This is a genomic window from Pseudoduganella sp. UC29_71, assembly GCF_042693265.1.
Classification (GTDB): domain Bacteria; phylum Pseudomonadota; class Gammaproteobacteria; order Burkholderiales; family Burkholderiaceae_D; genus Rugamonas.
Window position 1 is genome coordinate 3,584,001 of record NZ_CP170549.1, and the last position, 19,363, is coordinate 3,603,363.

General features: G+C 65.3%; 24 protein-coding genes and 1 pseudogene. 13 read left to right on the forward strand and 12 right to left on the reverse strand.

The features are described 5' to 3' along the window. Positions 1 to 136 precede the first annotated feature (136 nt). On the reverse strand, positions 137 to 385 hold the full coding sequence (tilS, locus tag ACFJI2_RS15680) for a tRNA lysidine(34) synthetase TilS (protein WP_377705847.1): 249 nt from the start codon (positions 383 to 385) through the stop codon (positions 137 to 139). Here tilS (ACFJI2_RS15680) and ACFJI2_RS15685 point away from each other — a divergent pair. Next, the gene (locus ACFJI2_RS15685; RefSeq protein ID WP_377705848.1) at positions 363 to 440 is read left to right on the forward strand and encodes a hypothetical protein; all 78 of its coding nucleotides are present in this window, start codon (positions 363 to 365) and stop codon (positions 438 to 440) included. The genes tilS (ACFJI2_RS15680) and ACFJI2_RS15685 overlap by 23 nt on opposite strands. 119 nt (positions 441 to 559) lie before the next feature. Here ACFJI2_RS15685 and tilS (ACFJI2_RS15690) read toward each other — a convergent pair. From tilS (ACFJI2_RS15690) to cysS, 4 genes and pseudogenes are all read right to left on the reverse strand, one after another. After that, positions 560 to 1,546 (reverse strand): annotated as a pseudogene (gene tilS, locus ACFJI2_RS15690) (tRNA lysidine(34) synthetase TilS); the annotation flags it as partial. 217 nt (positions 1,547 to 1,763) lie between these two features. Beyond that, the gene (locus tag ACFJI2_RS15695) at positions 1,764 to 2,738 is read right to left on the reverse strand and encodes an acetyl-CoA carboxylase carboxyltransferase subunit alpha (RefSeq protein ID WP_107870275.1); all 975 of its coding nucleotides are present in this window, start codon (positions 2,736 to 2,738) and stop codon (positions 1,764 to 1,766) included. Positions 2,739 to 2,809: 71 nt separating this feature from the next. Further along, entirely contained in the window at positions 2,810 to 3,469 is a 660-nt protein-coding gene (locus ACFJI2_RS15700; RefSeq protein WP_132137516.1) for a DNA-3-methyladenine glycosylase, read from the reverse strand. After that, a complete protein-coding gene (gene cysS, locus ACFJI2_RS15705; protein ID WP_377700873.1) occupies positions 3,469 to 4,857 on the reverse strand; it encodes a cysteine--tRNA ligase in 1,389 nt (462 codons plus the stop codon). Before cysS ends, ACFJI2_RS15700 begins: the two co-directional genes overlap by 1 nt. 238 nt (positions 4,858 to 5,095) lie before the next feature. Between cysS and ACFJI2_RS15710 the strand changes: the two genes are divergently transcribed. The 5 genes from ACFJI2_RS15710 (at position 5,096) to ACFJI2_RS15730 (ending at position 8,759) form a co-directional block, all read left to right on the forward strand. Next, on the forward strand, positions 5,096 to 5,722 hold the full coding sequence (locus tag ACFJI2_RS15710; protein ID WP_377700874.1) for a peptidylprolyl isomerase: 627 nt from the start codon (positions 5,096 to 5,098) through the stop codon (positions 5,720 to 5,722). A 69-nt stretch (positions 5,723 to 5,791) separates the two neighbouring features. Further along, entirely contained in the window at positions 5,792 to 6,283 is a 492-nt protein-coding gene (locus ACFJI2_RS15715; protein ID WP_107870281.1) for a peptidylprolyl isomerase, read from the forward strand. A 13-nt stretch (positions 6,284 to 6,296) separates the two neighbouring features. After that, positions 6,297 to 7,064 carry a UDP-2,3-diacylglucosamine diphosphatase gene (locus ACFJI2_RS15720; RefSeq protein ID WP_377700875.1) on the forward strand — a complete coding sequence of 256 codons (768 nt, stop codon included), beginning with the start codon at positions 6,297 to 6,299 and terminating at the stop codon, positions 7,062 to 7,064. 121 nt (positions 7,065 to 7,185) lie between these two features. Beyond that, on the forward strand, positions 7,186 to 7,929 hold the full coding sequence (locus ACFJI2_RS15725; protein WP_165930317.1) for a transporter substrate-binding domain-containing protein: 744 nt from the start codon (positions 7,186 to 7,188) through the stop codon (positions 7,927 to 7,929). After that, entirely contained in the window at positions 7,926 to 8,759 is an 834-nt protein-coding gene (locus ACFJI2_RS15730) for a substrate-binding periplasmic protein (protein ID WP_377700876.1), read from the forward strand. Before ACFJI2_RS15725 ends, ACFJI2_RS15730 begins: the two co-directional genes overlap by 4 nt. Here the strand turns inward: ACFJI2_RS15730 and gudD are convergent, their stop codons facing one another. Beyond that, entirely contained in the window at positions 8,760 to 10,091 is a 1,332-nt protein-coding gene (gene gudD / locus ACFJI2_RS15735; RefSeq protein ID WP_377700877.1) for a glucarate dehydratase, read from the reverse strand. Between the two features lie 84 nt (positions 10,092 to 10,175). On the opposite strand from gudD, the gene ACFJI2_RS15740 reads away from it, so the two are divergent. Next, on the forward strand, positions 10,176 to 11,225 hold the full coding sequence (locus ACFJI2_RS15740; RefSeq protein WP_377700878.1) for a LacI family DNA-binding transcriptional regulator: 1,050 nt from the start codon (positions 10,176 to 10,178) through the stop codon (positions 11,223 to 11,225). 41 nt (positions 11,226 to 11,266) lie between these two features. Here the strand turns inward: ACFJI2_RS15740 and ACFJI2_RS15745 are convergent, their stop codons facing one another. Then, the gene (locus tag ACFJI2_RS15745; RefSeq protein WP_377700879.1) at positions 11,267 to 11,659 is read right to left on the reverse strand and encodes a RidA family protein; all 393 of its coding nucleotides are present in this window, start codon (positions 11,657 to 11,659) and stop codon (positions 11,267 to 11,269) included. Positions 11,660 to 11,773: 114 nt separating this feature from the next. Between ACFJI2_RS15745 and ACFJI2_RS15750 the strand changes: the two genes are divergently transcribed. Beyond that, a complete protein-coding gene (locus ACFJI2_RS15750; RefSeq protein ID WP_377700880.1) occupies positions 11,774 to 12,706 on the forward strand; it encodes a LysR substrate-binding domain-containing protein in 933 nt (310 codons plus the stop codon). Here ACFJI2_RS15750 and ACFJI2_RS15755 read toward each other — a convergent pair. The 3 genes from ACFJI2_RS15755 to ACFJI2_RS15765 are packed head-to-tail and all read right to left on the reverse strand — an operon-like array spanning position 12,685 to position 14,281. Then, positions 12,685 to 13,347 carry a glutathione S-transferase family protein gene (locus ACFJI2_RS15755; RefSeq protein WP_377700881.1) on the reverse strand — a complete coding sequence of 221 codons (663 nt, stop codon included), beginning with the start codon at positions 13,345 to 13,347 and terminating at the stop codon, positions 12,685 to 12,687. The genes ACFJI2_RS15750 and ACFJI2_RS15755 overlap by 22 nt on opposite strands. A 17-nt stretch (positions 13,348 to 13,364) precedes the next feature. After that, positions 13,365 to 13,943, reverse strand: a complete 579-nt coding sequence (locus tag ACFJI2_RS15760) for a DinB family protein (RefSeq protein WP_377700883.1) — start codon at positions 13,941 to 13,943, stop codon at positions 13,365 to 13,367. Next, on the reverse strand, positions 13,940 to 14,281 hold the full coding sequence (locus tag ACFJI2_RS15765; protein WP_107870299.1) for a helix-turn-helix domain-containing protein: 342 nt from the start codon (positions 14,279 to 14,281) through the stop codon (positions 13,940 to 13,942). The genes ACFJI2_RS15760 and ACFJI2_RS15765 overlap by 4 nt, the downstream gene beginning before the upstream one ends. Before the next feature lie 68 nt (positions 14,282 to 14,349). On the opposite strand from ACFJI2_RS15765, the gene ACFJI2_RS15770 reads away from it, so the two are divergent. Then, on the forward strand, positions 14,350 to 14,877 hold the full coding sequence (locus ACFJI2_RS15770; protein ID WP_377700885.1) for a carboxymuconolactone decarboxylase family protein: 528 nt from the start codon (positions 14,350 to 14,352) through the stop codon (positions 14,875 to 14,877). Here the strand turns inward: ACFJI2_RS15770 and ACFJI2_RS15775 are convergent. Together ACFJI2_RS15775 and ACFJI2_RS15780 are read right to left on the reverse strand one after the other, a co-directional pair. Continuing rightward, positions 14,865 to 15,608: a hypothetical protein gene (locus tag ACFJI2_RS15775; RefSeq protein WP_377700886.1), complete on the reverse strand. Its 744-nt coding sequence runs from the start codon at positions 15,606 to 15,608 to the stop codon at positions 14,865 to 14,867. The genes ACFJI2_RS15770 and ACFJI2_RS15775 overlap by 13 nt on opposite strands. 87 nt (positions 15,609 to 15,695) lie before the next feature. After that, complete coding sequence (locus ACFJI2_RS15780; protein WP_107870305.1) at positions 15,696 to 16,289, reverse strand: DUF1439 domain-containing protein; 594 nt, start codon at positions 16,287 to 16,289, stop codon at positions 15,696 to 15,698. A 74-nt stretch (positions 16,290 to 16,363) separates the two neighbouring features. On the opposite strand from ACFJI2_RS15780, the gene ACFJI2_RS15785 reads away from it, so the two are divergent. From ACFJI2_RS15785 to ACFJI2_RS15800, 4 genes are all read left to right on the forward strand, one after another. After that, a complete protein-coding gene (locus tag ACFJI2_RS15785) occupies positions 16,364 to 17,089 on the forward strand; it encodes a DUF72 domain-containing protein (RefSeq protein ID WP_377700887.1) in 726 nt (241 codons plus the stop codon). A gap of 89 nt (positions 17,090 to 17,178) precedes the next feature. After that, positions 17,179 to 17,550 carry a GntR family transcriptional regulator gene (locus ACFJI2_RS15790; RefSeq protein ID WP_107870306.1) on the forward strand — a complete coding sequence of 124 codons (372 nt, stop codon included), beginning with the start codon at positions 17,179 to 17,181 and terminating at the stop codon, positions 17,548 to 17,550. Next, positions 17,547 to 18,404, forward strand: coding sequence for an ABC transporter ATP-binding protein (locus tag ACFJI2_RS15795; RefSeq protein WP_107870308.1), 858 nt, complete (start codon positions 17,547 to 17,549; stop codon positions 18,402 to 18,404). The genes ACFJI2_RS15790 and ACFJI2_RS15795 overlap by 4 nt, the downstream gene beginning before the upstream one ends. Next, positions 18,401 to 19,348: a hypothetical protein gene (locus ACFJI2_RS15800; protein WP_107870310.1), complete on the forward strand. Its 948-nt coding sequence runs from the start codon at positions 18,401 to 18,403 to the stop codon at positions 19,346 to 19,348. Before ACFJI2_RS15795 ends, ACFJI2_RS15800 begins: the two co-directional genes overlap by 4 nt. Positions 19,349 to 19,363 lie beyond the last annotated feature (15 nt).

Sequence of the window (19,363 nt, forward strand, 5' to 3'; positions counted from 1 at the left end):
ATGTTTCCGCTCGAAGATTGAATAAAAGGGAGGGCTTGTTACTCTACATGTTGCAGTGCGAAACGACAAGCCAAAAAAGTTATGACGTCATACAGTATTGGCATATGGACATACGATTTCGGCACAGTACCGGATTTTATTTGGCTTCCCAGCGGAAAACCACACGTTCGCCGCCGCCCCGCCCCATTTGGTGGCAGTCCATGCCGATACCGGCCGCAAAAAGCAATTGCCCCGGGGTTTTCACCACCGGCAGGCGGCCGCGCTCCCAGGCCGGGATGCCCAGCGCCTGGTAGTGGTACTTGAGGGCGCGCGTGGGGCGGTTGTCGGCCGGTTTCAGGCGCTCGCCGCCGCGCCGGAACTCGATGGTGAGGTACTGGCTGCGCAGCCAGGCGGCGTCTATGCCCTCTTCCGCCGGCGCGATGTGCAGCACGCCGCCGTAGTCGGGGAAGTCGATCGATGGTTCGCCGTTCCAGCGGAAGTCCTGGCCGGGGGAATCGTCGAACTGGTCTTCGCGGGTGCCGGCGATGTCGGGCAGCTTGGGGATCAGGTGCAGGCGGTCGCGGTGGCGGCGCACGTCCACTTCGGGATGCACCACCAGCATTTGCGTGTCGTGGCGCGCTTCGAGCAGCTGGGCCAGCATTTCGGCCAGCCAGGCGGTGGACGGCATGCTCAGGCCGCGCAGCGCGAACCAGTGGCGCAGCAGGTTGTAGGCGCGGTCGGTGCTCATCTCGCGCAGCCTGGCCACTTGCAGGCAATCGCCGTCCAGGGCGGCGGCCAGGTCCTGTTCGGCCAGTTCGGTCAGCAGGCGCTGCGCGGATTGGGCGTGCTGAGCGCTGCGGGCGAAGCGTTCCTGGAAGCCGGGGAAGTATTGCGCCAGGGCGGGCATGACGGTGTGGCGCAGGGCGTTGCGGGCATAGCGCGGGTCGTCGTTCGATTCGTCTTCGATGTGGGCGATGCCGTGCTGCGCCACATAGGCTTCGAGCTGCTTGCGCGAGGCGGGCAACAGGGGGCGCATCATCACCAGCTCGGGGTTGGCCAGCAGCTCGGGCGCGGTGTTGGCGGCGTCCATGCCGGACAGTCCGGCGGTGCCGGAGCCGCGCAGCAGCTGCAGCAGCACCGTTTCGGCCTGGTCGTCCTGGTGGTGGGCGGTGAGCAGCAGCTTCACGCCGTGTTCGGCGCACAGGGCGCCCAGGGCGGCGTAGCGGGCCTTGCGCGCGGCCGCTTCGATGCCGCTCTTGCGGGCGTTTTCCAGCATGATGCGGCGCGCTTCGAAGGTGATGCCGAGGGCGGCGCATTGCTGCGCGCAGTGCGCCAGCCAGGCGTCAGCGTTGGGGCTGAGGCCGTGGTGGATGTGGAAGGCGTACAGGTTCGTGGCGGCGCCCTGCTCCGCCTGCGCTTGCGCTTGCGACCACGCGTGCGCCAGGTGCAGCAGCGCGGAGGAGTCGAGGCCGCCGCTCAGGGCGATGGCGATGCGGCCGCCGTGCTGCGCGGTGGCGAGCGCCCCGGCGAAGGTGCTGGCGAGGGTGGCGGTTTGCTGCTTTTTCATGGGGACTCCGGGGGGCGGGCGGATCACGGCGGGTTACGCTGCGCTAACCCGCCCTACAGGATACGGGATTCGGGATACGGACTGCGGGCCGCGTGCTGCGGGCTGCGCGTAGGGCGGGTTAGGCGCAGCCGTAACCCGCCGGTCGTGCGCCGCCGTAATGCAAAAAACCGGAGCAGGCTGGCGCCGGCTCCGGTCTGGTCTCAGCAAGCGGCGCTGCTTACTCTTGCGGCGTGGTTTCCTTGAACTTGCCGTAGCTCATGAGCTTCTCATGGCGGGCGGCGATCAGGTCCTTGGTCTTCATGCCGTGGAACTGGCGCAGCGAGTCGGCCAGCGCGCGCTTGAGCATGGTGGCCATGGCTTTCGGGTCGCGGTGGGCGCCGCCCAGCGGCTCGGACACGATCTTGTCGATCAGGCCGATGGCTTTCAGGCGGTGCGCGGTCAGGCCCAGCGCTTCGGCGGCGTCGGCCGCGCGCTCGCTGGTCTTCCACAGGATCGATGCGCAGCCTTCCGGCGAAATCACCGAGTAGGTGGCGTATTGCAGCATCAGCACCTGGTCGCCCACGGCAATCGCCAGCGCGCCGCCGGAGCCGCCTTCGCCGATGATGGTGGCGATCAGCGGCACTTTCAGTTCCGCCATCACGTACAGGTTGTGGCCGATGGCCTCGGACTGGCCGCGCTCTTCGGCGTCAATGCCGGGGAAGGCGCCGGGCGTATCGACGAAGGTGAAAATAGGCAGGTTGAACTTCTCTGCCAGCTTCATCAGGCGCATGGCCTTGCGGTAGCCTTCCGGCTTGGGCATGCCGAAGTTGCGCATGGCGCGCTCTTTGGTGTCGCGGCCCTTCTGGTGGCCGATCACCATGCAAGCCTGGCCGTTGAAGCGCGCCAGGCCGCCGACGATGGACTGGTCGTCCGCGTAGCTGCGGTCGCCGTGCAGTTCATGGAAGTCGGTGAAGATCTCGTTCACATAGTCCATGGTGTAGGGACGCTGCGGGTGGCGCGCGATCTGCGCCACTTGCCAGGGGGTCAGCTTGGCGTAGATGTCTTTGGTCAGCTGCTGGCTCTTTTTGGCCAGGCGGTCGATCTCCTCGGAGATGTCGACGGCCGAGTCGTCTTGCACGAAACGCAGTTCTTCAATTTTGGAATCGAGTTCCGCAATCGGTTGCTCAAAATTGAGGAAAGTTGTCTTGGTCATTGTACCTCCGTGTTATGGCCCGGATGGCGGGCGCGGCCCAGGGGCCAGCCTCGCGCAGGGCGAATTTTTCGCTATTCTACCGGAACCGGGTCCAGACTACGCCATAAATACCAGGTGGCGACGGTCCGGTAGGGTTCCCAGTTGGCAGCCACTTCGCGCGCATCGCTGCGGGAAACGGGCTCGCCGGAGAAATAATTTTGGCTGATGCCCTGGATCAGACCGGGGTCGTCCAGCGGCAAGACATTGGGGCGGAGCAGATTAAATATCAAAAACATCTCCGCTGTCCAGCGGGTGATGCCGCGGATCTGCACCAGTTCGGCGATGACGGCTTCGTCATCCATCTGGTCCCACTGGTTGGCGTGGACCTTCTTGGCCTTGAAGTTGTCGGCCAGGTCCAGGATGTATTCGGTCTTGCGCTTGGACAGGCCGCAGGCGGACAGTTCCTCGGCGCCGGCTTTCAGCACGGCGGCCGGGGTGAACTTCGGACAGGCCGCCAGCAACTTCTGCCAGGCGGCAGCGGCAGCCTTGGGCGTGACCTGCTGCTTGACGATGGAACGGGCCAGGGTCGTGAACGGGTCGTCGTGGCCGACCAGGTGCAGGTCGCCAAACTGCGGGATGAGCTTTTTCATGATGCGGTCGCGCTTCATGAGCTCCTGCTTGGCTTCTTCCCAGTACGGCGGCACTGCTACCGCTGGGGACTGCGCCCCCATCATGTCCGTGGCCTTCACCATTATGCGCGGCGCCAGTTGGTGGTGCCGTCAGGCTTGTCTTCGAGGACGATGCCGGCCGCCAGCAGGTCGGCGCGGATCTTGTCCGACAGCGCGAAGTCGCGCGCCTTCTTGGCCGCGGCGCGGGCGGCGATCTGCTGCTCGATGGCGGCAGCGTCGCCGCCGGCTTCGCCCACGCCGGCTTGCAGGAAGGCTTGCGGCGCCCGCTCCAGCAGGCCCAGCACGGCGGCCAGCTCTTTCAGCTGGCGCGCCACGGCGGGCGACTTCGATTTGTTCAGCTCCGTGGCCAGGTCGAACAGCACCGACACGGCCATCGGCGTGTTGAAGTCGTCGTCCATAGCTTCGGCGAAACGCCTGGCGTTGGCTTCGGTCCAGTCCAGCGGCTGGCCGTCGCCCTGCACGCCGTCCAGCGCGGTGTACAGGCGCGTCAGGGCGCCCTTGGCGTCGTCCAGGTGGGCGTCCGAGTAGTTCAGCGGGCTGCGGTAGTGGGCGCGCAGGATGAAGAAGCGCACCACTTCGGCGTCGTACTTTTTCAGCACGTCGCGGATGGTGAAGAAGTTGCCCAGCGATTTGGACATCTTCTCGTTATCCACGCGCACGAAGCCGTTGTGCACCCAGTAGTTGGCCAGCGCATGGCCGGTCACGCCTTCGGACTGCGCAATCTCGTTCTCGTGGTGCGGGAACTGCAGGTCGGCGCCGCCGCCGTGGATGTCGAACTGGTCGCCCAGCAACGACGCGCACATGGCCGAGCACTCGATGTGCCAGCCGGGACGGCCCTTGCCCCACTTGGAATCCCACTTCACTTCTTCCGGCTCCGATTCCTTGGAGGCCTTCCACAGCACGAAGTCCAGCGGATCGCGCTTGCCGGTGTTGACGTCCACGCGCTCGCCGGCGCGCAGGTCGTCCAGCGACTTGCCGGACAGCTTGCCGTAGCCGGCGAAATTGCGCACGGCGTAGTTCACGTCGCCGTCCTCGCCCTGATAGGCCAGGTCCTTCGCTTCCAGCTTTTCGATCAGCGCCAGCATCTGCGGCACGTATTCGGTGGCGCGCGGCACCAGCGTCGGCGGCTGGATGCCCAGCGCGGCGGTGTCCTCGTCCATGTACTTGGTGAAGCGGGAGGTGAGCTGGCCGATGGTTTCGCCGTTTTCCACCGCGCGCTTGATGATCTTGTCGTCGATGTCCGTGATGTTGCGGGCGTAGGTGACTTCGTAGCCGGATGCCTTCAGCCAGCGGTAGACCACGTCGAACGCCATCATCATGCGGCCGTGGCCGATATGGCAGTAATCGTAGATCGTCATGCCGCAGACATACATGCGGACCTTGCCCGCTTCCATCGGTACGAATGTTTGCTTCTCGCGCGCCAGCGTGTTGTAAATCTTTAAATTGCTCATCGGACTCTTGCGTTTTTGTTAAGTGCAAGCCAGCCAGACAATACGAAAACCGGGCGCGGGCACTTCTGGTGCCGCACCGGGCTCTCAAGCATAGTCCGTGGAGACTGACAGACCCTCGGTATCTTGTTGTTCTAGTTTGCTAGAATGAAACGTCAACGCTTAGTATAGCATTGATAAAAACCGGACTGCCCCGATCTTGGTCAGGTTTTATCAGAACATACATAAAAAGGATGACCAAATGCAAGACACCAAGACCCTGCTGGCCAAATTCATGAGCTTGTTCGCCGGCGTGGCCCTGTCGGGCGCCGTGGCAGCGGCCCCCGCCGCCGCGACGCGCGTCCCCAATCCCACCCCGCAAGTGTCGCTGAAGACCACCGAGGGTGAAATCGTGCTGGAGCTGAACCAGGAAAAAGCGCCCAAGTCGGTGGCCAATTTCCTGTCCTACGTGAAGAGCGGCCACTACAAGGGCACCATCTTCCACCGCGTGATCGACGGCTTCATGATCCAGGCCGGCGGCTACACCGTGGACCTGAAGAGCAAGCCGACCAAGCCGCCGGTGGTGAGCGAATCGCAGAACGGCCTGAAGAATGAAACCTACAGCGTGGCCATGGCCCGCACCGGCGACCCGAACTCGGCCACCGCCCAGTTCTTCATCAACGTGGTGGACAACACCGGCCTCGATTACCCGGGCCAGGACGGCTACGGCTACACCGTGTTCGGCAAGGTGGTGAAGGGCCAGGAAGTGGTGGACAAGATCAAGGGCGTGCTGGTGGACGACAAGGGCATCTTCATGAACATCCCCGTGAAACCCATCGTCATCACGTCCGCTACGGTGCTCAAAACGCCCGTTCCGGTGACGCAGTAAAATAGCGCTTTGGCCGCGCCTGCTGTATAGTCGCGGCCCTGTACCGAACACATAACCTCAAGGATTATCATGACCACTATCGTCATCACCACCAACATGGGCAAGATCACCGCTGAGCTGGACGCTGAAAAAGCGCCGAAAACGGTGGAGAACTTCCTGGCCTACATGAACGCCGGCCACTACAGCAACACCATCTTCCACCGCGTGATCGACGGCTTCATGATCCAGGGCGGCGGCTTCGAGCCAGGCATGAAACAAAAGCCGGCCGACACCACCGTGGAAAACGAAGCCAAGAACGGCCTGAAAAACGAGCCGTACACCCTGGCCATGGCCCGCACCTCGGCGCCGCACTCGGCATCGGCCCAGTTCTTCATCAACGTGAAGAACAACTCCTTCCTGGACTACCCAGGCCAGGACGGCTGGGGCTACGCCGTATTCGGCAAAGTGACCGAAGGCCAGGAAGTCGTGGACGCGATGAAGAAAGTCAAGACCACCCGCAGCGGCATGTTCGCCGACGTGCCGGTGGAAGACATCATCATCGAGAAAGTCGAAGCCGTTTAATCCGCAGCACCCGATGCAGGCCGACAGCACCAAGCGCATCAGCGCGCTCTTTATCTCCGACCTGCATCTGCAGCCGGCCCAACCCGCCATCACGGCGGCGTTCCATGCCTTCATGGAGCAGCAGGCGCCGGCTGCCGCAGCACTCTATCTGCTCGGCGACCTGTTCGAGTACTGGGCGGGCGACGACGACCTCGCCGAACCGTTCCATCAAGAGATCACTTCCGCCATCCGCCGCGTCAGCGACGCCGGCGTGGCCGTGTACTGGATCGCCGGCAACCGCGACTTCCTGGCCGGCGACGGCTTTGCCGCCGCATCCGGCGCCACCATCCTGCCCGAAACCTGGGTGGCCGACATCGCAGGCCAGCGCGTGGTGCTGCTGCACGGCGACGCGCAGTGCACCGATGACGTGAAGTACATGGAATTCCGCGCCCAGGTGCGCCAGCCCGCGTGGCAGCAGCAGTTCCTGGCCATGCCGCTGGCCCAGCGCAAGGCCATCATCGCCGGCCTGCGCGACAACAGCCGCAAGGCGCATACCGAAAAGTCCTATGAAATCATGGACGTCACGCCGCAGGCCATTGCCGACATCTTCGAGCAGACCGGCGCCAGCATCATGATCCATGGCCACACGCACCGCCCCGCACTGCACGAAGTGGACGGCAAGCGCCGCTACGTGCTGCCGGACTGGGAACCGCATTCCGCGCCGCCGCGCGGCGGCTGGATCGCCATCGCCGCCGACGGCGCCATCACCCGCCACGGCCTGGACGGTGCGGTGATCGGCTGACTTCGGCCCCGATCATCGCGGTGATTATCGGTGGTTATGTTACACACCGCTACATTCTTCATATGGAACCTGGCGCAGGTCCCCGCGTATAATCAGTTATCAATGTGAAATGTGCGGTCCGATGAATCCAGGCTTACTACTGGCTACGCCTTTGCTGCTGGCCGCCACGCTAGCCTCCGCGCAGCCCGTCACGGTGGCGTGGCGCGACAAGGCGCCGTACTACTATCTGGAGGACGGCCTCGAAAAGGGCTTCATGCTGGCCTACGCCAAGCAGCTGTTCGCCAATGCCGGCGTGGATGCGCAATTCGTGCGCGAGCCGCACAAGCGCATCTGGAGCCGCTTCGCCGACGGCACCCGCAACTACTGCTCCATCGCCTGGTACCGCCTGCCGGAACGCGAGGAGATCGCCCAGTATTCCCAGCCGATTTACACCGATCCGCCGCAAACCATCCTGGTGGCGCCGGGCGCCGTGGAGCGCGTGCGCACGCACGCCACGCTGGCCTCCCTGCTGGCCGATCCGACGCTGACGCTGGGGGTGATCGACGGCGTGTCCTACGGCCCTGAACTGGACGCCCGCATCAAGCAAAGCGCCAACCAGATCATGCGCCGCACGGTGCCCACGTCGAACATGGTGCAGATGCTGGCCGCCGGCCGCGCCTCCTACCTGCTCACCGACCGCAATGACTGGAACTACATGCGGCCGCGTAACAAGCAATTGGCCGGGCTGGTGCAGTACGAAGTGCCGGACCTGCCGCCCGGCCTCAAGCGCTACGTACTGTGCAGCCGCGACGTGCCCGCCGCCGTGATGGACAAGTTGAACCAGGCGATACGCACCACCGCAAAACCCGTCATGCAAGAAAAATGAACAGACGACGCGCGGCCCCTGCCCTTGCTGCCCTTGCTGCCCTTGCTGCCCTTCCTGCCCCTTCTGCACTCCCTGCGCTGCTACCGCTGCTCGCGCTGCTGGTCCCGGCACTGGCGCCAGCGCTGGCCGCCGCCCCGGCCCCGGCCCCGGCCATCACGGTGGCCTGGTCCGAAAAGCCGCCCTACTACTACATTGAAGACGGACTCGAAAAGGGCTTCATGCTCGCCTACGGCAAGGCGCTGTTTGCCGCCGCCGGCATCGATGCTACTTTCGTGCGCGAGCCGCAGAAGCGCATCTGGTCGCGCTTCCGCACCGGCATGCGCAACTACTGTTCGATAGGCTGGTACTACCTGCCCGAGCGGGCCGCCATTGCGCAATACTCACTGCCGGTCTATACCGACCCCACGCAGCTGGTGCTGATCGCGCCGAAGGCGGTGGCGCAGGTCCGGGCGCACGCCACGCTGGCGTCCATGCTGGCCGACCCCGCGCTGACCATCGGCCTGCTGGACGGCTCCTCCTACGGGGCGGAACTGGACGCGCGCATCAGGCAAAGCGCGAACCGCAAGATGCTCAGCAACGTCAACAGCGCGGGCATGATACAGATGGTGGCGGCGGACCGGGTTTCCTACATGCTGTCCGACCGCACCGACTGGCACTACTCGCGCAGCCGCAGCAAGTCGCTGGAGAGCGTGGTGCAGTATGAAGTACCGGACGTGCCGCCCGGCCTGAAGCGCCACATCGTGTGCAGCCTGGATATCCCGGCCGCCACGATGGAGAAGTTGAACCAGGCTATCCGCGTAACGCCGAAGCCCGTTCCAGCCGAAAAATAATCAGCGCACGAAGCTCGGGCGCTTGTTGTCGAACTTCCAGCCGGGGAAGTAGAACTGCATCGCCACCGCGTCGTCGCGCGCACCCAGGCCCATGCCCAGGTAGACCTGGTGCGCCGCATCAATGGCGTCCACGTCCACTTCCACGCCCAGCCCGGCCTTGGCGGGCACCTGGATCTGGCCGCCCTCGATCCGCAGCGGGGCCTTGGTCAGGCGCTGGCCGTCCTGCCAGATCCAGTGCGTGTCGATGGCAGTGATGTTGCCCGGCGCGGCGGCCGCCACATGGGTGAACATGGCCAGCGAAATGTCGAAGTGATTGTTCGAATGCGAACCCCAGGTCAGGCCCCATTCCCTGCACATCTGCGCCACGCGCACCGAGCCTTCCATGGTCCAGAAGTGCGGGTCGGCCAGCGGGATGTCCACCGATTGCAGCTGGATGGAATGACCCATTTCGCGCCAGTCGGTGGCGATCATGTTGGTGGCGGTGCGCAGGCCGGTGGCGCGGCGGAATTCAGCCATCACTTCGCGGCCGGAGTAGCCGTTTTCGGCGCCGCACGGGTCTTCCGCGTAGGCCAGCACGTGGTGCTGGTCGCGGCACAGGCGGATCGCGTCCTGCAGCGACCAGGCGCCGTTCGGATCGAGCGTGATGCGCGCGTCCGGGAAACGTTCGGCCAGCGCCGTCACCGCTTCGATCTCCTCCTCGCCGCGCAGCACGCCGCCCTTCAGCTTGAAGTCCTTGAAGCCGTAGCGCTCGTAGGCCGCTTCGGCCAGGCGCACCACCGCTTCCGGCGTCATCGCCACTTCATGGCGCAGGCGCGACCAGGCGTCGGCGGCATTCGGCTCGCTGTTGTACGGCAGGTCGGTCTTGCTGCGGTCGCCGATGTAGAACAGGTAGCCCAGCACCGGCACCGCGCTGCGTTGCTGGCCGTCGCCCAGCAGGGCGCAGACCGGCACGTTCAGGAATTGGCCCAGCAAATCGAGCAGCGCCGATTCCAGCGCCGTGACGGCGTGGACGGCGATGCGCAGGTCGAAGGTCTGCAAGCCGCGGCCGCCGGCGTCGCGCCCGGCGAAGGCGGCACGGGCGGCGTTCAGGATGGCCTTGTAGTTGCCGATGGACTGCCCCACCACCATGGCTTGCGCATCTTCCAGCGTCTTGCGGATGGCCTCGCCGCCCGGCACCTCACCCACGCCGGTGTTGCCGGCGCTGTCCGTGATGAGCACGATGTTGCGTGTGAAATAAGGGCCGTGGGCACCGCTCAGGTTCAGCAGCATGCTGTCGCGGCCGGCCACGGGAATGACACGCATGGCAGTGATCAGCGGGGTCGGGTTTTGCATCTTGCACTCCAAATGATTGAAAATGATATATAGTTCAGTCCAGTTACATCAAATCCTACCATAATAAGGTGGTCGTCGTACAACATGAAAAAAGACAAAGCGGAACTTCGTTTGCTCTCCACGCCCACGGCGCAGCTGCACGTGAGCGGCGCCACGCTGGTGGACGTGGCGCGCGTGGCGGGCGTGTCGCCCATCACGGTGTCGCGCGCGCTGAACCAGCCGCACCTGGTGCGGCCCAACACGCTGGCCAAGGTGCAGGCGGCGGTGCAGGAAACCGGCTATGCGAAAAATCTGCAGGCGGGGGGCCTGGCGGCCAGCCGCAGCAAGCTGGTGGCGCTGGTGCTGCCCACCATCTCCAACCAGATCTTCGCCGACATGGTGCAAGGCACCAGCGACAAGCTGACCGAGGCGGGATACCAGTTGTTGCTGGGCTTTTCGGGCTACGAGGAGTGGCGCGAGGAGATCCTGGTGGAGACCATCCTGAGCCGGCGCCCGGACGGCATCATCCTTACCGGCACGCTGCACACGGACAGCACGCGCCGCCGCCTGCAGCAGGCCGGCACGCCGGTGGTGGAGACCTGGGACATGACGCCGACGCCGATCGACATGGTGATCGGCTTCTCGCACGAGGAAGTGGGCCACGCCACGGCCACGCATTTGCTGCAGCAGGGCTGCCGCCGCTTCGCCATTCTCACCGCCAGCGACCCGCGCGCGGCGCGCCGCAACCAGGGCTTGCAGGTGGCGCTGGCCAAGCAAGGCGTGGGCGTGGTGGCCACGCATACGGCGCCGGTGCCCGGCACCCTGCCCCTGGGCCGCGAAGGCCTGGCGCAGTTGCTGCAGGTGCACCCGGACCTGGACGCCATCGTGTGCAGCTCGGACACGCTGGCGCACGGCGCGCTGATCGAAGCGGCCGCGCGCGGCGTGAAGGTGCCGGAGCAGTTAAAGGTGGTGGGCTTCGGCGACCTGAATTTTTCCAGCCACACCGTGCCGCCGCTGTCGACCATCCGCGTGGACGGCGCCCGGATAGGCGCGCTGGCGGCGCAGGCCATCCTGGCGCGCATGGACGGCACCAGCGCGGCGGGCGCCAGGTCCGTCAACACGGGCTTCGAGCTGGTGCAGCGCGGCAGCAGCTAACAAGCTAACAGCTAACAAGCTAGCCGCCTAGGCGCTCGCCGTCAGTCCGGGAGCCTGGCGACCACCTTGATCTCGAACTGGAAGCCGTACAGCCAGGTTACGCCCACGGCGGTAACGGTAGGATGCGGTGCCTCGCCCCAGAACTCCTGCACCACGCTCCAGATGCGCTCGAACTTCGACTCCGGATCGACGATGAAAACGGTGACATCCTGCACGTCATCAAACGTGCAGCCGGCGGCGTCGAGGATGGCGTTCAGGTTCTTGAACGCGAGCCGCACCTGGGCTTCCAGTTCCGGCTCCGGCGAGCCGTCCTCGCGGCTGCCGACCTGGCCGGACACGAACAGCAAGCCGCCGGCCCGCACGGCCGGGGAATAGCGGTTTTTTTCATACAGGGCCTGGCGCCCCGGCGCGAAAACTACGTCACGTGCAGTCATGTGAAACTCCATCAGGAAGGGTGTAGGCAGGACTTTACCTGCATGCGCCTCACGGATAAACCAGCATTCCGCACCAAGACTGTTTGTATAATTCAAACAATCAAGGAGGCGTGCATGGACAGGTTCGACGCAATGAAAGCTTTCGTTCGGGTGGTGGAAGCAGGCAGTTTCACGAAGGCGGCGCAGACGCTGCACATGAGCAGGACCACGGTGACGCAGCTGGTGCAGCAGCTGGAAGCGCGCTTGCGCCTGAAACTGCTGAACCGAACGACGCGCAGGGTGAACGTGACCGAAGACGGCGCCGTGTACTACGACCGCATCGTGCGCGTGCTGGCCGAGCTGGAAGACGTCGAATCCAGCCTGCCCGGCGCGTCCGCTGCGCCAGGCGGCGTGCTGCGGGTGGACGTGCCCAGCCCTTTCGCCGCGATCATACTGATGCCGGCGCTGCCGCAATTCCACGCGCGCTACCCGGAGATCCAGTTCGACATGGGCGCCAGCGACCGCAAGGTGGACCTCATTGGGGAGAACGTCGACTGCGTGGTGCGCGGCGGCGCCATCGCCGACCCGTCGCTGGCGGCGCGGCATGTGGGCGATTTGCAGCTGGGCGTGTATGCGGCGCCGGCCTATCTGGCGCGCGCTGGCACGCCACGGCATCCGGCCGAATTGCAGGACGGCGGCCACCGCATCGTGAAGTACCGCTGGTCCGGCAGCGACGACGGCTTCCCTTACGCCATGCACAAGGGCGGCGAGAGCGTGAGAATGCAGGGCCGCCATATCCTCACCATCGACGACGGCAACGCCTACCTGGCGGCCGGGCTGGCCGGGCTGGGCGTACTGTGGCTGCCGGAGTACATGGCCAAGGCGCACGCTGCCAGCGGCGCGCTGATGCCGCTGTTCGCGGACTGGCGCAGCGATCCGATGCCACTGTACGTGGCTTATCCTCCCCGGCGGCACGTAAGCAAAAAACTACGCGTGTTTATCGACTGGGTGGCCGAGCTGATGGCGCAGCACGCGCCGGTGGCGGCCTACGACGCCGCGGCGCGCTGAGATCCCATGCGCCAGTCTTCCAGCTGCGCCTCGAAAGCGCGCTGGTACGCGGGCCGCGCCTCGCCCCGCGCGACGTAGGCGGCCAGCACCGGGTGGTTGTTCAGCATGCCCGATGGCTTTAGCCGCAGCAGCACCGATATCATCAGCAGGTCGGCCGCGCTGAACGGGCCGTCCAGCCATTCAGCGTCGCCGAGGCGGGCGGAGAGCTGGTCCAGGCGGGTGCGCACGCGGTCCTCTATCATCGGCATGCGGTCCTGGTACCAGGGCTTGTCGCGCTCGAAGATCCGCATGCCGGAAAACTCCAGGATGGGAGGCTCGACGGTGTTGAGCGCGGCGAACATCCAGGTGACCGCGCGCGTGCGGGCGTTGGCTTCGTCCGGCAGCAGGCCGGCGTGGTTCTGCGCGATGTGGAAAATAATGGCGCCGGTTTCGAAGATGGCGAGCTCGCCTTCCTCGAAGGTGGGGATCTGGCCGAAGGGATTCAGCGCCAGGTGGGCCGCCTCCTTCATGGTCTGGAACGTCAGGTGGCGCACCTGGTATGGCAGGCCCACTTCTTCCAGCGCCCAGCGCACGCGCGTGTCGCGCGCCAGGCCCTGGCCGCGGTCGGGCGAACATTCGAAAGCAGTAATGGTGATGGTCATTGCGGTCTCCTCGGGGATCAGCCCCAGATCATTTTCTCGGTCCAGCCCAGTTCCTTGAAATCCTGTTCGCGCAGGTCCGCTTCCCCAGCGCTGAAAAACTCGTCCAGCTGCGGCGGCGCCACGCTGGTGCCGGACAGCATGGCGTGCACCTGTCCGCGATGGTGGGTCTGGTGCCCGAACACATGCGCCAGCAGGCGGTAGCGCTTGTCGCGCTGCACGGAGCCGATGCGCAGGATGGTCACCACGCGGCCCAGCTCATCGTCCTTCAACTGCTGGCAGTACTCTATCAGGCGCCGGTCCGCATCCTTCTGCGCGGCGCGCAATTCGGCGCAGGTGCCGCAAGGCTGGTCGCGCTCGAAGAAGCTCAGGTAATTCGGATGCGGCTCGGCGCCGCGCATTTCGCGTTCCAGCGCGTCGATGTAGAACCAGTCCACCGTCAGGATATGGTTCAGCGTGGCCCGGATCGACGGGAAGAAACCCGTGCGCGGCGCCTCGAATTCCTCCTGGCTCAGTTGCGCGCAGGCCTCCAGCAGGCGGTGGTTGGCCCAGGCGTTGTTGTAGGCCTCCGTCAGCAAGTGATGCGAAAGTGTGGTCATGTCGTTTCCTTGTTCAGTGCGCGCTGCCATTTCTCCGACCAGTTCAGCAGCGGTCCCATGGACTCCAGCAGCCCCGCGCCCAGCACGCTCAGCGCATAGCCGCCCTCCTCGGCCAGCTCGATAATAGCGGCCTCGCGCAAATCGTGTAGCCGCTGATTCAGCACCGTGGGCGACATGTCGTCGCAGCGCGCGCGCAGCTCGCGGAAGGTCAGCGGCTCGGCGCGCAGTTCCCAGATGATACGCATCACCCAGCGCCTGCCCAGCAGGTCGAGCGCAGCCATGATGGGCCGCCCGCTGCGCGAGCCGCGCACCGGCATGCCCGGTTTCGGCGTTGCCATGAAAGCCTCCTTGAATTATGCTACGTTATCCGTAGCATCGGAGTGTACCACCCAACCAGGAGACTGTCATGCACGCACCAAGAATTGCCCCGCTGGACGCGCCCTACGCACCCGCTATCCAGCAATCGTTCGACTGCATCATGCCGCCGGGTATGGCGCCGCTGGCACTGTTCCGCACCCTGGCGCACAGCCCGCGCGTGCTGCAGCGCCTGTTCGCCGGCAACCTGCTCGATCCCGGCGCCATTACGCTGCGCGAGCGCGAGCTGGTCATCCTGCGCACCTGCGCGCGCTGCGGTTGTGACTACGAATCGGGCGTGCACCAGGCGCTGTTCGCGCGCGCGGCCGGCCTGAGCGCCGACGACATCGCCGCCACACAAGCTGCCGCCACCACCGCCGCCACCACCCTGCTGCTGCGCACCGTCGATGAACTGCACGACAGCGCCACCATCACGGACGCAACATGGCAAGAACTGTGCTCCAGCTACCAGCCGGACCAGATCCTGGAAATCCTCGCCCTGTGCGGCTACTACCACTCCGTCTCCTTCATCGCCAACGCCTGCCGCGTGGCGCCGGAGGCCTTCGCTCAAGCGGAGTAAGCGGCGGTCAAGCGGCGGATGAGGTCTGCGTTGAGGTCGCGGTTGTGGCGATTCCAGCGTTGCATGACGCGCTCCAGTTCGGGGCGCTGCGCGGCGGCCAGCTGGGTGTCGCCCACTGAGGCGGCCCAGATGGCGAATTCGGCGCGCACGGCGAAGCTGCCGAAGCGGGCCAGCGCGTCTTCGAAGGCGGCGCGCGCTTCGTCCTTGCGGCCGCTCGCGCCCAGCGCCTGCGCGCGCAGCAGCGCCACTTCTTCGGCGCGGAAGCCGGGGTTGGCGCGCATGATGAAGTCGAGGTGGGCGATGGCTTCGGCCACGCGGCCGCAGGCCAGGTTGGCGCGCGCGGCGCCGCGGCGGATTTCGAGGTCGGTGCCGAAGGCGCCGCTCAGGCAGGCGTCGTAGGTGGCGGCGGCGTCCGCCGCGGCGCCGGCTTCGAGCTGGGCTTGCGCCAGGCGCATCTGGTTCTGGGCGGTGGGCGTGTAGTCGAAGGCGGCGCGCGCTTCGCGCAGTTCGCGGCCAGGGTCCAGCGTGCGCGCCGCGACAGCGACAACCTTGCGCGCGCCGTGCTCGAGGCGCGAATCCGGCAGGTAGATCGCCAGGAAGTAGACGATGCTGCCCAGCAGCGGGAAGGAGAACAGGATGAACAGCCAGTAGGTCTGCTGCCGCGAGCGCACGGCGTGCACGGCGAAGAACAGCGCAATGGCAATATGGAGTCCGGCACCAATGTACGGCATAGCTACCTCAGTCAACGAAAGGCTGCATTATCGCCGCCCGCAGCCCTGAAAATGTACGCGGAATGTCACGCCGGATCGCGCCGGGCTTTAGCGCTGCGCGGTCTGCGTGGCCGGCTCCAGCATGATCACCAGCGCGGTGGGCGTGGTGCGGATGCCGGTGGGGACAAATTGCACGCCGGCGTAGCGCAGGTCTTCCGGCTTGAAACTGTAGAGCGGCACGTCGCGTATCAGTTTGTCCGCCAGGATGTTGGCGGCGCCGGCAATCTGCCGCTGCTGCGATTCGGCTACGCCGTCGATGGCGAAACGGTCCACCTGCGCATCGCTGAGGAAGACCGCGTTGCGCACGTTGTCCACCACCAGCCGCCCGGACAGCGCCAGGCTGCCGCGCCATGATTGCCGCATCAGCATGGGCGACACGGCCAGATCCGCCGACAAGGCGATGCGGTCGTTCTGCCCCACGCTGCTCAACTGCGGATTGCTCAACTGGACGTCGAACACACCCAGCACGCGGTGGTTGACGGGGAAACGCTGGCCCAGGTTTTTCTGCAGGCGCTCCAGCGGCACCTCGAACTGGCGCGGGCCGATCAGGCCGGCGCACGAGACCAGCAGGCCGGCGGCGGAAGCTGCAACGGCAGCGGTGGCGAAGGCGAGCAGCCGGCGGCGGTTTGGCGTAAAGGTCATCTTGATTTCCGTAAAGCGGGCGACATGCTGCGCCCGGGTGCCGTAGAGTGTATTTCATCTACGACGGAGGCGCCATGGCGGTAGCGAGAATCGGATGCGCGGGCTGGTCCATCCCACGCGCATCCAGCGATGCATTTCCCACTGAAGGCAGCAGTTTGCAGCGCTACGCCGCCGTCTTCAACGCCGCCGAAATCAATTCCTCCTTCTATCGCCCGCACCAGCCGCAGACCTATGAACGCTGGGCCGCCAGCGTGCCGGATGAATTCCGTTTCGCCGTGAAGGCGCCCAAGCTCATGACGCACGAGCAGCGCCTGCAGGACTGCGCCGAAGCCATGCAGCGCTTCGCCGCCGAGGCGGCGAGCCTGGGCGGGAAGCTGGGCTGCGTGCTGGCGCAATTGCCGCCCAGCCTGCAATTCGACGCCGCCACCGCCGCCGCGTTCTTCGCGCTGGCCCGCGCGCACTTCGGCTGCATGATCGCCTGCGAAGCGCGCCACCCCAGCTGGTTCGGCGACGCCGCCAGCGCCGTGCTGGGCGATGCCGCCGTCACCCGCGTGATCGCCGATCCGCCCAAGGGCCAGCCCGGCCCGCACGTGGCCACCACCGCCACAACCTACGCCCGCCTGCACGGCAGTCCGCGCGTCTACTTCTCCTCCTACGACGACGATTACCTGGACCAGGCCGCCGCCAGCCTGGCAGGCCGCGTCGGCGATGGCCATGACGCGTGGTGCATCTTCGACAACACCGCCTCCGGCGCCGCTGCCGCCAACGCCCTCGCCCTGCTGCAGCGCCTGTCCCGATAAAGCCGTGCAAAAAAAACACTTGCGGCACTCAAATCTAGTGTTATAGTTCACTACAACACCACTTCATCACATCACCGGAGGACGCATGTATGTGGAATGACAACACGCCGATTTATCGCCAGCTCAAGGAGCGGGTGCTCGGCATGATGCTGGACGGCTTGCTCAAGCCGGGCGACGCCCTGCCGTCAGTGCGGCAGATTGCCGCAGACTACCAATTGAATCCGATTACCGTATCCAAGGCTTACCAGGAACTGGTGGACGAAAGCCTGGTTGAAAAACGAAGGGGGTTAGGCATGTACGTTACCGAAGGCGCTCACGAAAAACTGCTGGCCACCGAACGCGAACGGTTTGTGCGCGAAGAGTGGCCCGCGATGGTGGAACGCATCCGCCGCCTGGGGCTGGACCTGGAGCAGCTGCTGCGCGCCACGCAGGCTGGCGGCTCGCCGGGAGCGCCGGCATGAGCGCCCTGATCACCGCCCGCAACCTGAGCAAGCGCTACGGCAAGAAACTGGCGCTGGACCAGGCCAGTTTCGAGATCCAGCCCGGCCGCATCGTCGGCCTGATCGGCCCCAACGGCTCGGGCAAGACCACCACGCTGAAAGCCATCCTCGGCCTGACCCAGTTCGAGGGCGAGCTGTCGGTGCTGGGCCTGGACCCGAGCAAGCAGCGCGACGCGCTGATGAACGAGGTGTGCTTCATCGCCGACGTGGCCATCCTGCCGCGCTGGTTGAAGGTAAAGGACGCGATCGATTTCGTGGAAGGCGTGCACCCGCGCTTTAACCGCGAGAAGGCCGAACGCTACATCGCGCATACCAAACTGGAACCGGAGATGAAGGTCAAGGCCATGTCCAAGGGCATGATCGTGCAGCTGCACCTGGCGCTGGTGATGGCCATCGACGCCAAGCTGCTGGTGCTGGACGAACCCACGCTGGGCCTGGATATCCTGTACCGCAAGCAGTTCTACCACAACCTGCTGGAAGACTACTTCGACGAGAACAAGACCATCATCATCACCACCCACCAGATCGAGGAAGTGGAGAACATCCTGACGGACCTGATGTTCATCCGCGACGGCAAGATCACGCTGGCGGCGTCGATGGAAGAAATCGGCGACCGCTACACGGAGGTGATGGTGGAGCCGCAGTACATCAGCGCGGCCACCGCGCTGGCGCCGATGACGCAGCGCAGCGTGTTCGGCAAGGCGGTGATGCTGTTCGACGGCGCCTCTCGCGCGCAGCTTGAAAAATTCGGCGAGACCCGCACCCCGAGCGTTGCGGACCTGTTTGTCGCCACCATGAAAGGGAGCTACGAATGAAAACGATGAAATGGCTGATCAAGCGCGAGTTCTGGGAGCACAAGGGCATGGTGGTGTGGACGCCGGCCGTGGTGGCAGGGCTGATTATCCTGCTGACCCTGAGCGGCCTGCTATTGGGCCGCAACATGGCTTTCGAGGGCAGCGCCGGCAAGCTCAGCGTGGAGCTGGGCGGCGAAGCGCGCGACACCACCATCGCCATGCTGGCCGATATCTACATGGCGTTCTCGGTGCCCATCCTGCTGATACTGGGCATCCTGGTGTTCTTCTACTGCCTCGGCGCCCTGCATGACGACCGCCGCGACCGCAGCCTGCTGTTCTGGAAATCGCTGCCCGTATCGGACCAGATGACGGTGCTGTCCAAGGTGGTGCTGGCACTCGTGGCGATACCGCTGGTCAGTGTGCTGATCGGCATCGCGCTGTCGGTGACGGTCGCCCTGCTGCTCGGCATCAGCATGGCGATGCACGGCCTGAACCTGCTCGGCCCCGTGCTGTCGTCGCCGTCCTTCTACCTGTCGCCGCTGCGCCTGCTGGGGCTAATGCCGGTGTACATGCTCTGGGCGCTGCCGACCGTGGGCTGGCTGCTGCTGGTGTCGAGCTGGGCGCGCTCCAAGGTGTTCCTGTGGGCCGTGGGCGCGCCGCTGGTGACAGCCATGCTGGTTGCCTGGGCCAACAAGATCTTCGCGCTGGGCATGCCGCAGGGATGGTTCATGGAGAACGTCGTCAGCCGCCTGCTACTGGGCGTCGCGCCGGGCAACTGGTTCATGCACAGCCGGATCGAGCCGAACCAGCTGGTGCAGCACGGCGCCGATCATGTGCGCAATGCGGACCTGTTCACCGCTTCCTGGAGCACGCTGGGCAATCCGACGCTGTGGGTGGGCGTGGCGGCCGGCGTGGCCATGATCGCCGGCGCCGTGTGGCTGCGCCGCTGGCGCGAGGAAGGGTGACGGTGTGCGGCGGAT

Coding starts and splice junctions, on each gene's coding strand:
- ACFJI2_RS15795 (WP_107870308.1), top strand. CDS start 17,547: ATGAGCGCCCTGATCACCGCCCGCAACCTGAGCAAGCGCTACGGCAAG.
- gudD (WP_377700877.1), bottom strand. CDS start 10,091: ATGCAAAACCCGACCCCGCTGATCACTGCCATGCGTGTCATTCCCGTG.
- ACFJI2_RS15720 (WP_377700875.1), top strand. CDS start 6,297: ATGCAGGCCGACAGCACCAAGCGCATCAGCGCGCTCTTTATCTCCGAC.
- ACFJI2_RS15700 (WP_132137516.1), bottom strand. CDS start 3,469: ATGGTGAAGGCCACGGACATGATGGGGGCGCAGTCCCCAGCGGTAGCA.
- ACFJI2_RS15775 (WP_377700886.1), bottom strand. CDS start 15,608: ATGCCGTACATTGGTGCCGGACTCCATATTGCCATTGCGCTGTTCTTC.
- ACFJI2_RS15765 (WP_107870299.1), bottom strand. CDS start 14,281: ATGGCAACGCCGAAACCGGGCATGCCGGTGCGCGGCTCGCGCAGCGGG.
- ACFJI2_RS15710 (WP_377700874.1), top strand. CDS start 5,096: ATGCAAGACACCAAGACCCTGCTGGCCAAATTCATGAGCTTGTTCGCC.
- ACFJI2_RS15695 (WP_107870275.1), bottom strand. CDS start 2,738: ATGACCAAGACAACTTTCCTCAATTTTGAGCAACCGATTGCGGAACTC.
- cysS (WP_377700873.1), bottom strand. CDS start 4,857: ATGAGCAATTTAAAGATTTACAACACGCTGGCGCGCGAGAAGCAAACA.
- ACFJI2_RS15785 (WP_377700887.1), top strand. CDS start 16,364: ATGGCGGTAGCGAGAATCGGATGCGCGGGCTGGTCCATCCCACGCGCA.
- ACFJI2_RS15770 (WP_377700885.1), top strand. CDS start 14,350: ATGCACGCACCAAGAATTGCCCCGCTGGACGCGCCCTACGCACCCGCT.
- ACFJI2_RS15745 (WP_377700879.1), bottom strand. CDS start 11,659: ATGACTGCACGTGACGTAGTTTTCGCGCCGGGGCGCCAGGCCCTGTAT.
- ACFJI2_RS15730 (WP_377700876.1), top strand. CDS start 7,926: ATGAACAGACGACGCGCGGCCCCTGCCCTTGCTGCCCTTGCTGCCCTT.
- ACFJI2_RS15750 (WP_377700880.1), top strand. CDS start 11,774: ATGGACAGGTTCGACGCAATGAAAGCTTTCGTTCGGGTGGTGGAAGCA.
- ACFJI2_RS15790 (WP_107870306.1), top strand. CDS start 17,179: ATGTGGAATGACAACACGCCGATTTATCGCCAGCTCAAGGAGCGGGTG.
- ACFJI2_RS15780 (WP_107870305.1), bottom strand. CDS start 16,289: ATGACCTTTACGCCAAACCGCCGCCGGCTGCTCGCCTTCGCCACCGCT.
- ACFJI2_RS15725 (WP_165930317.1), top strand. CDS start 7,186: ATGAATCCAGGCTTACTACTGGCTACGCCTTTGCTGCTGGCCGCCACG.
- ACFJI2_RS15740 (WP_377700878.1), top strand. CDS start 10,176: ATGAAAAAAGACAAAGCGGAACTTCGTTTGCTCTCCACGCCCACGGCG.
- ACFJI2_RS15755 (WP_377700881.1), bottom strand. CDS start 13,347: ATGACCATCACCATTACTGCTTTCGAATGTTCGCCCGACCGCGGCCAG.
- ACFJI2_RS15800 (WP_107870310.1), top strand. CDS start 18,401: ATGAAAACGATGAAATGGCTGATCAAGCGCGAGTTCTGGGAGCACAAG.
- ACFJI2_RS15760 (WP_377700883.1), bottom strand. CDS start 13,943: ATGACCACACTTTCGCATCACTTGCTGACGGAGGCCTACAACAACGCC.
- ACFJI2_RS15685 (WP_377705848.1), top strand. CDS start 363: ATGGTGAGGTACTGGCTGCGCAGCCAGGCGGCGTCTATGCCCTCTTCC.
- ACFJI2_RS15715 (WP_107870281.1), top strand. CDS start 5,792: ATGACCACTATCGTCATCACCACCAACATGGGCAAGATCACCGCTGAG.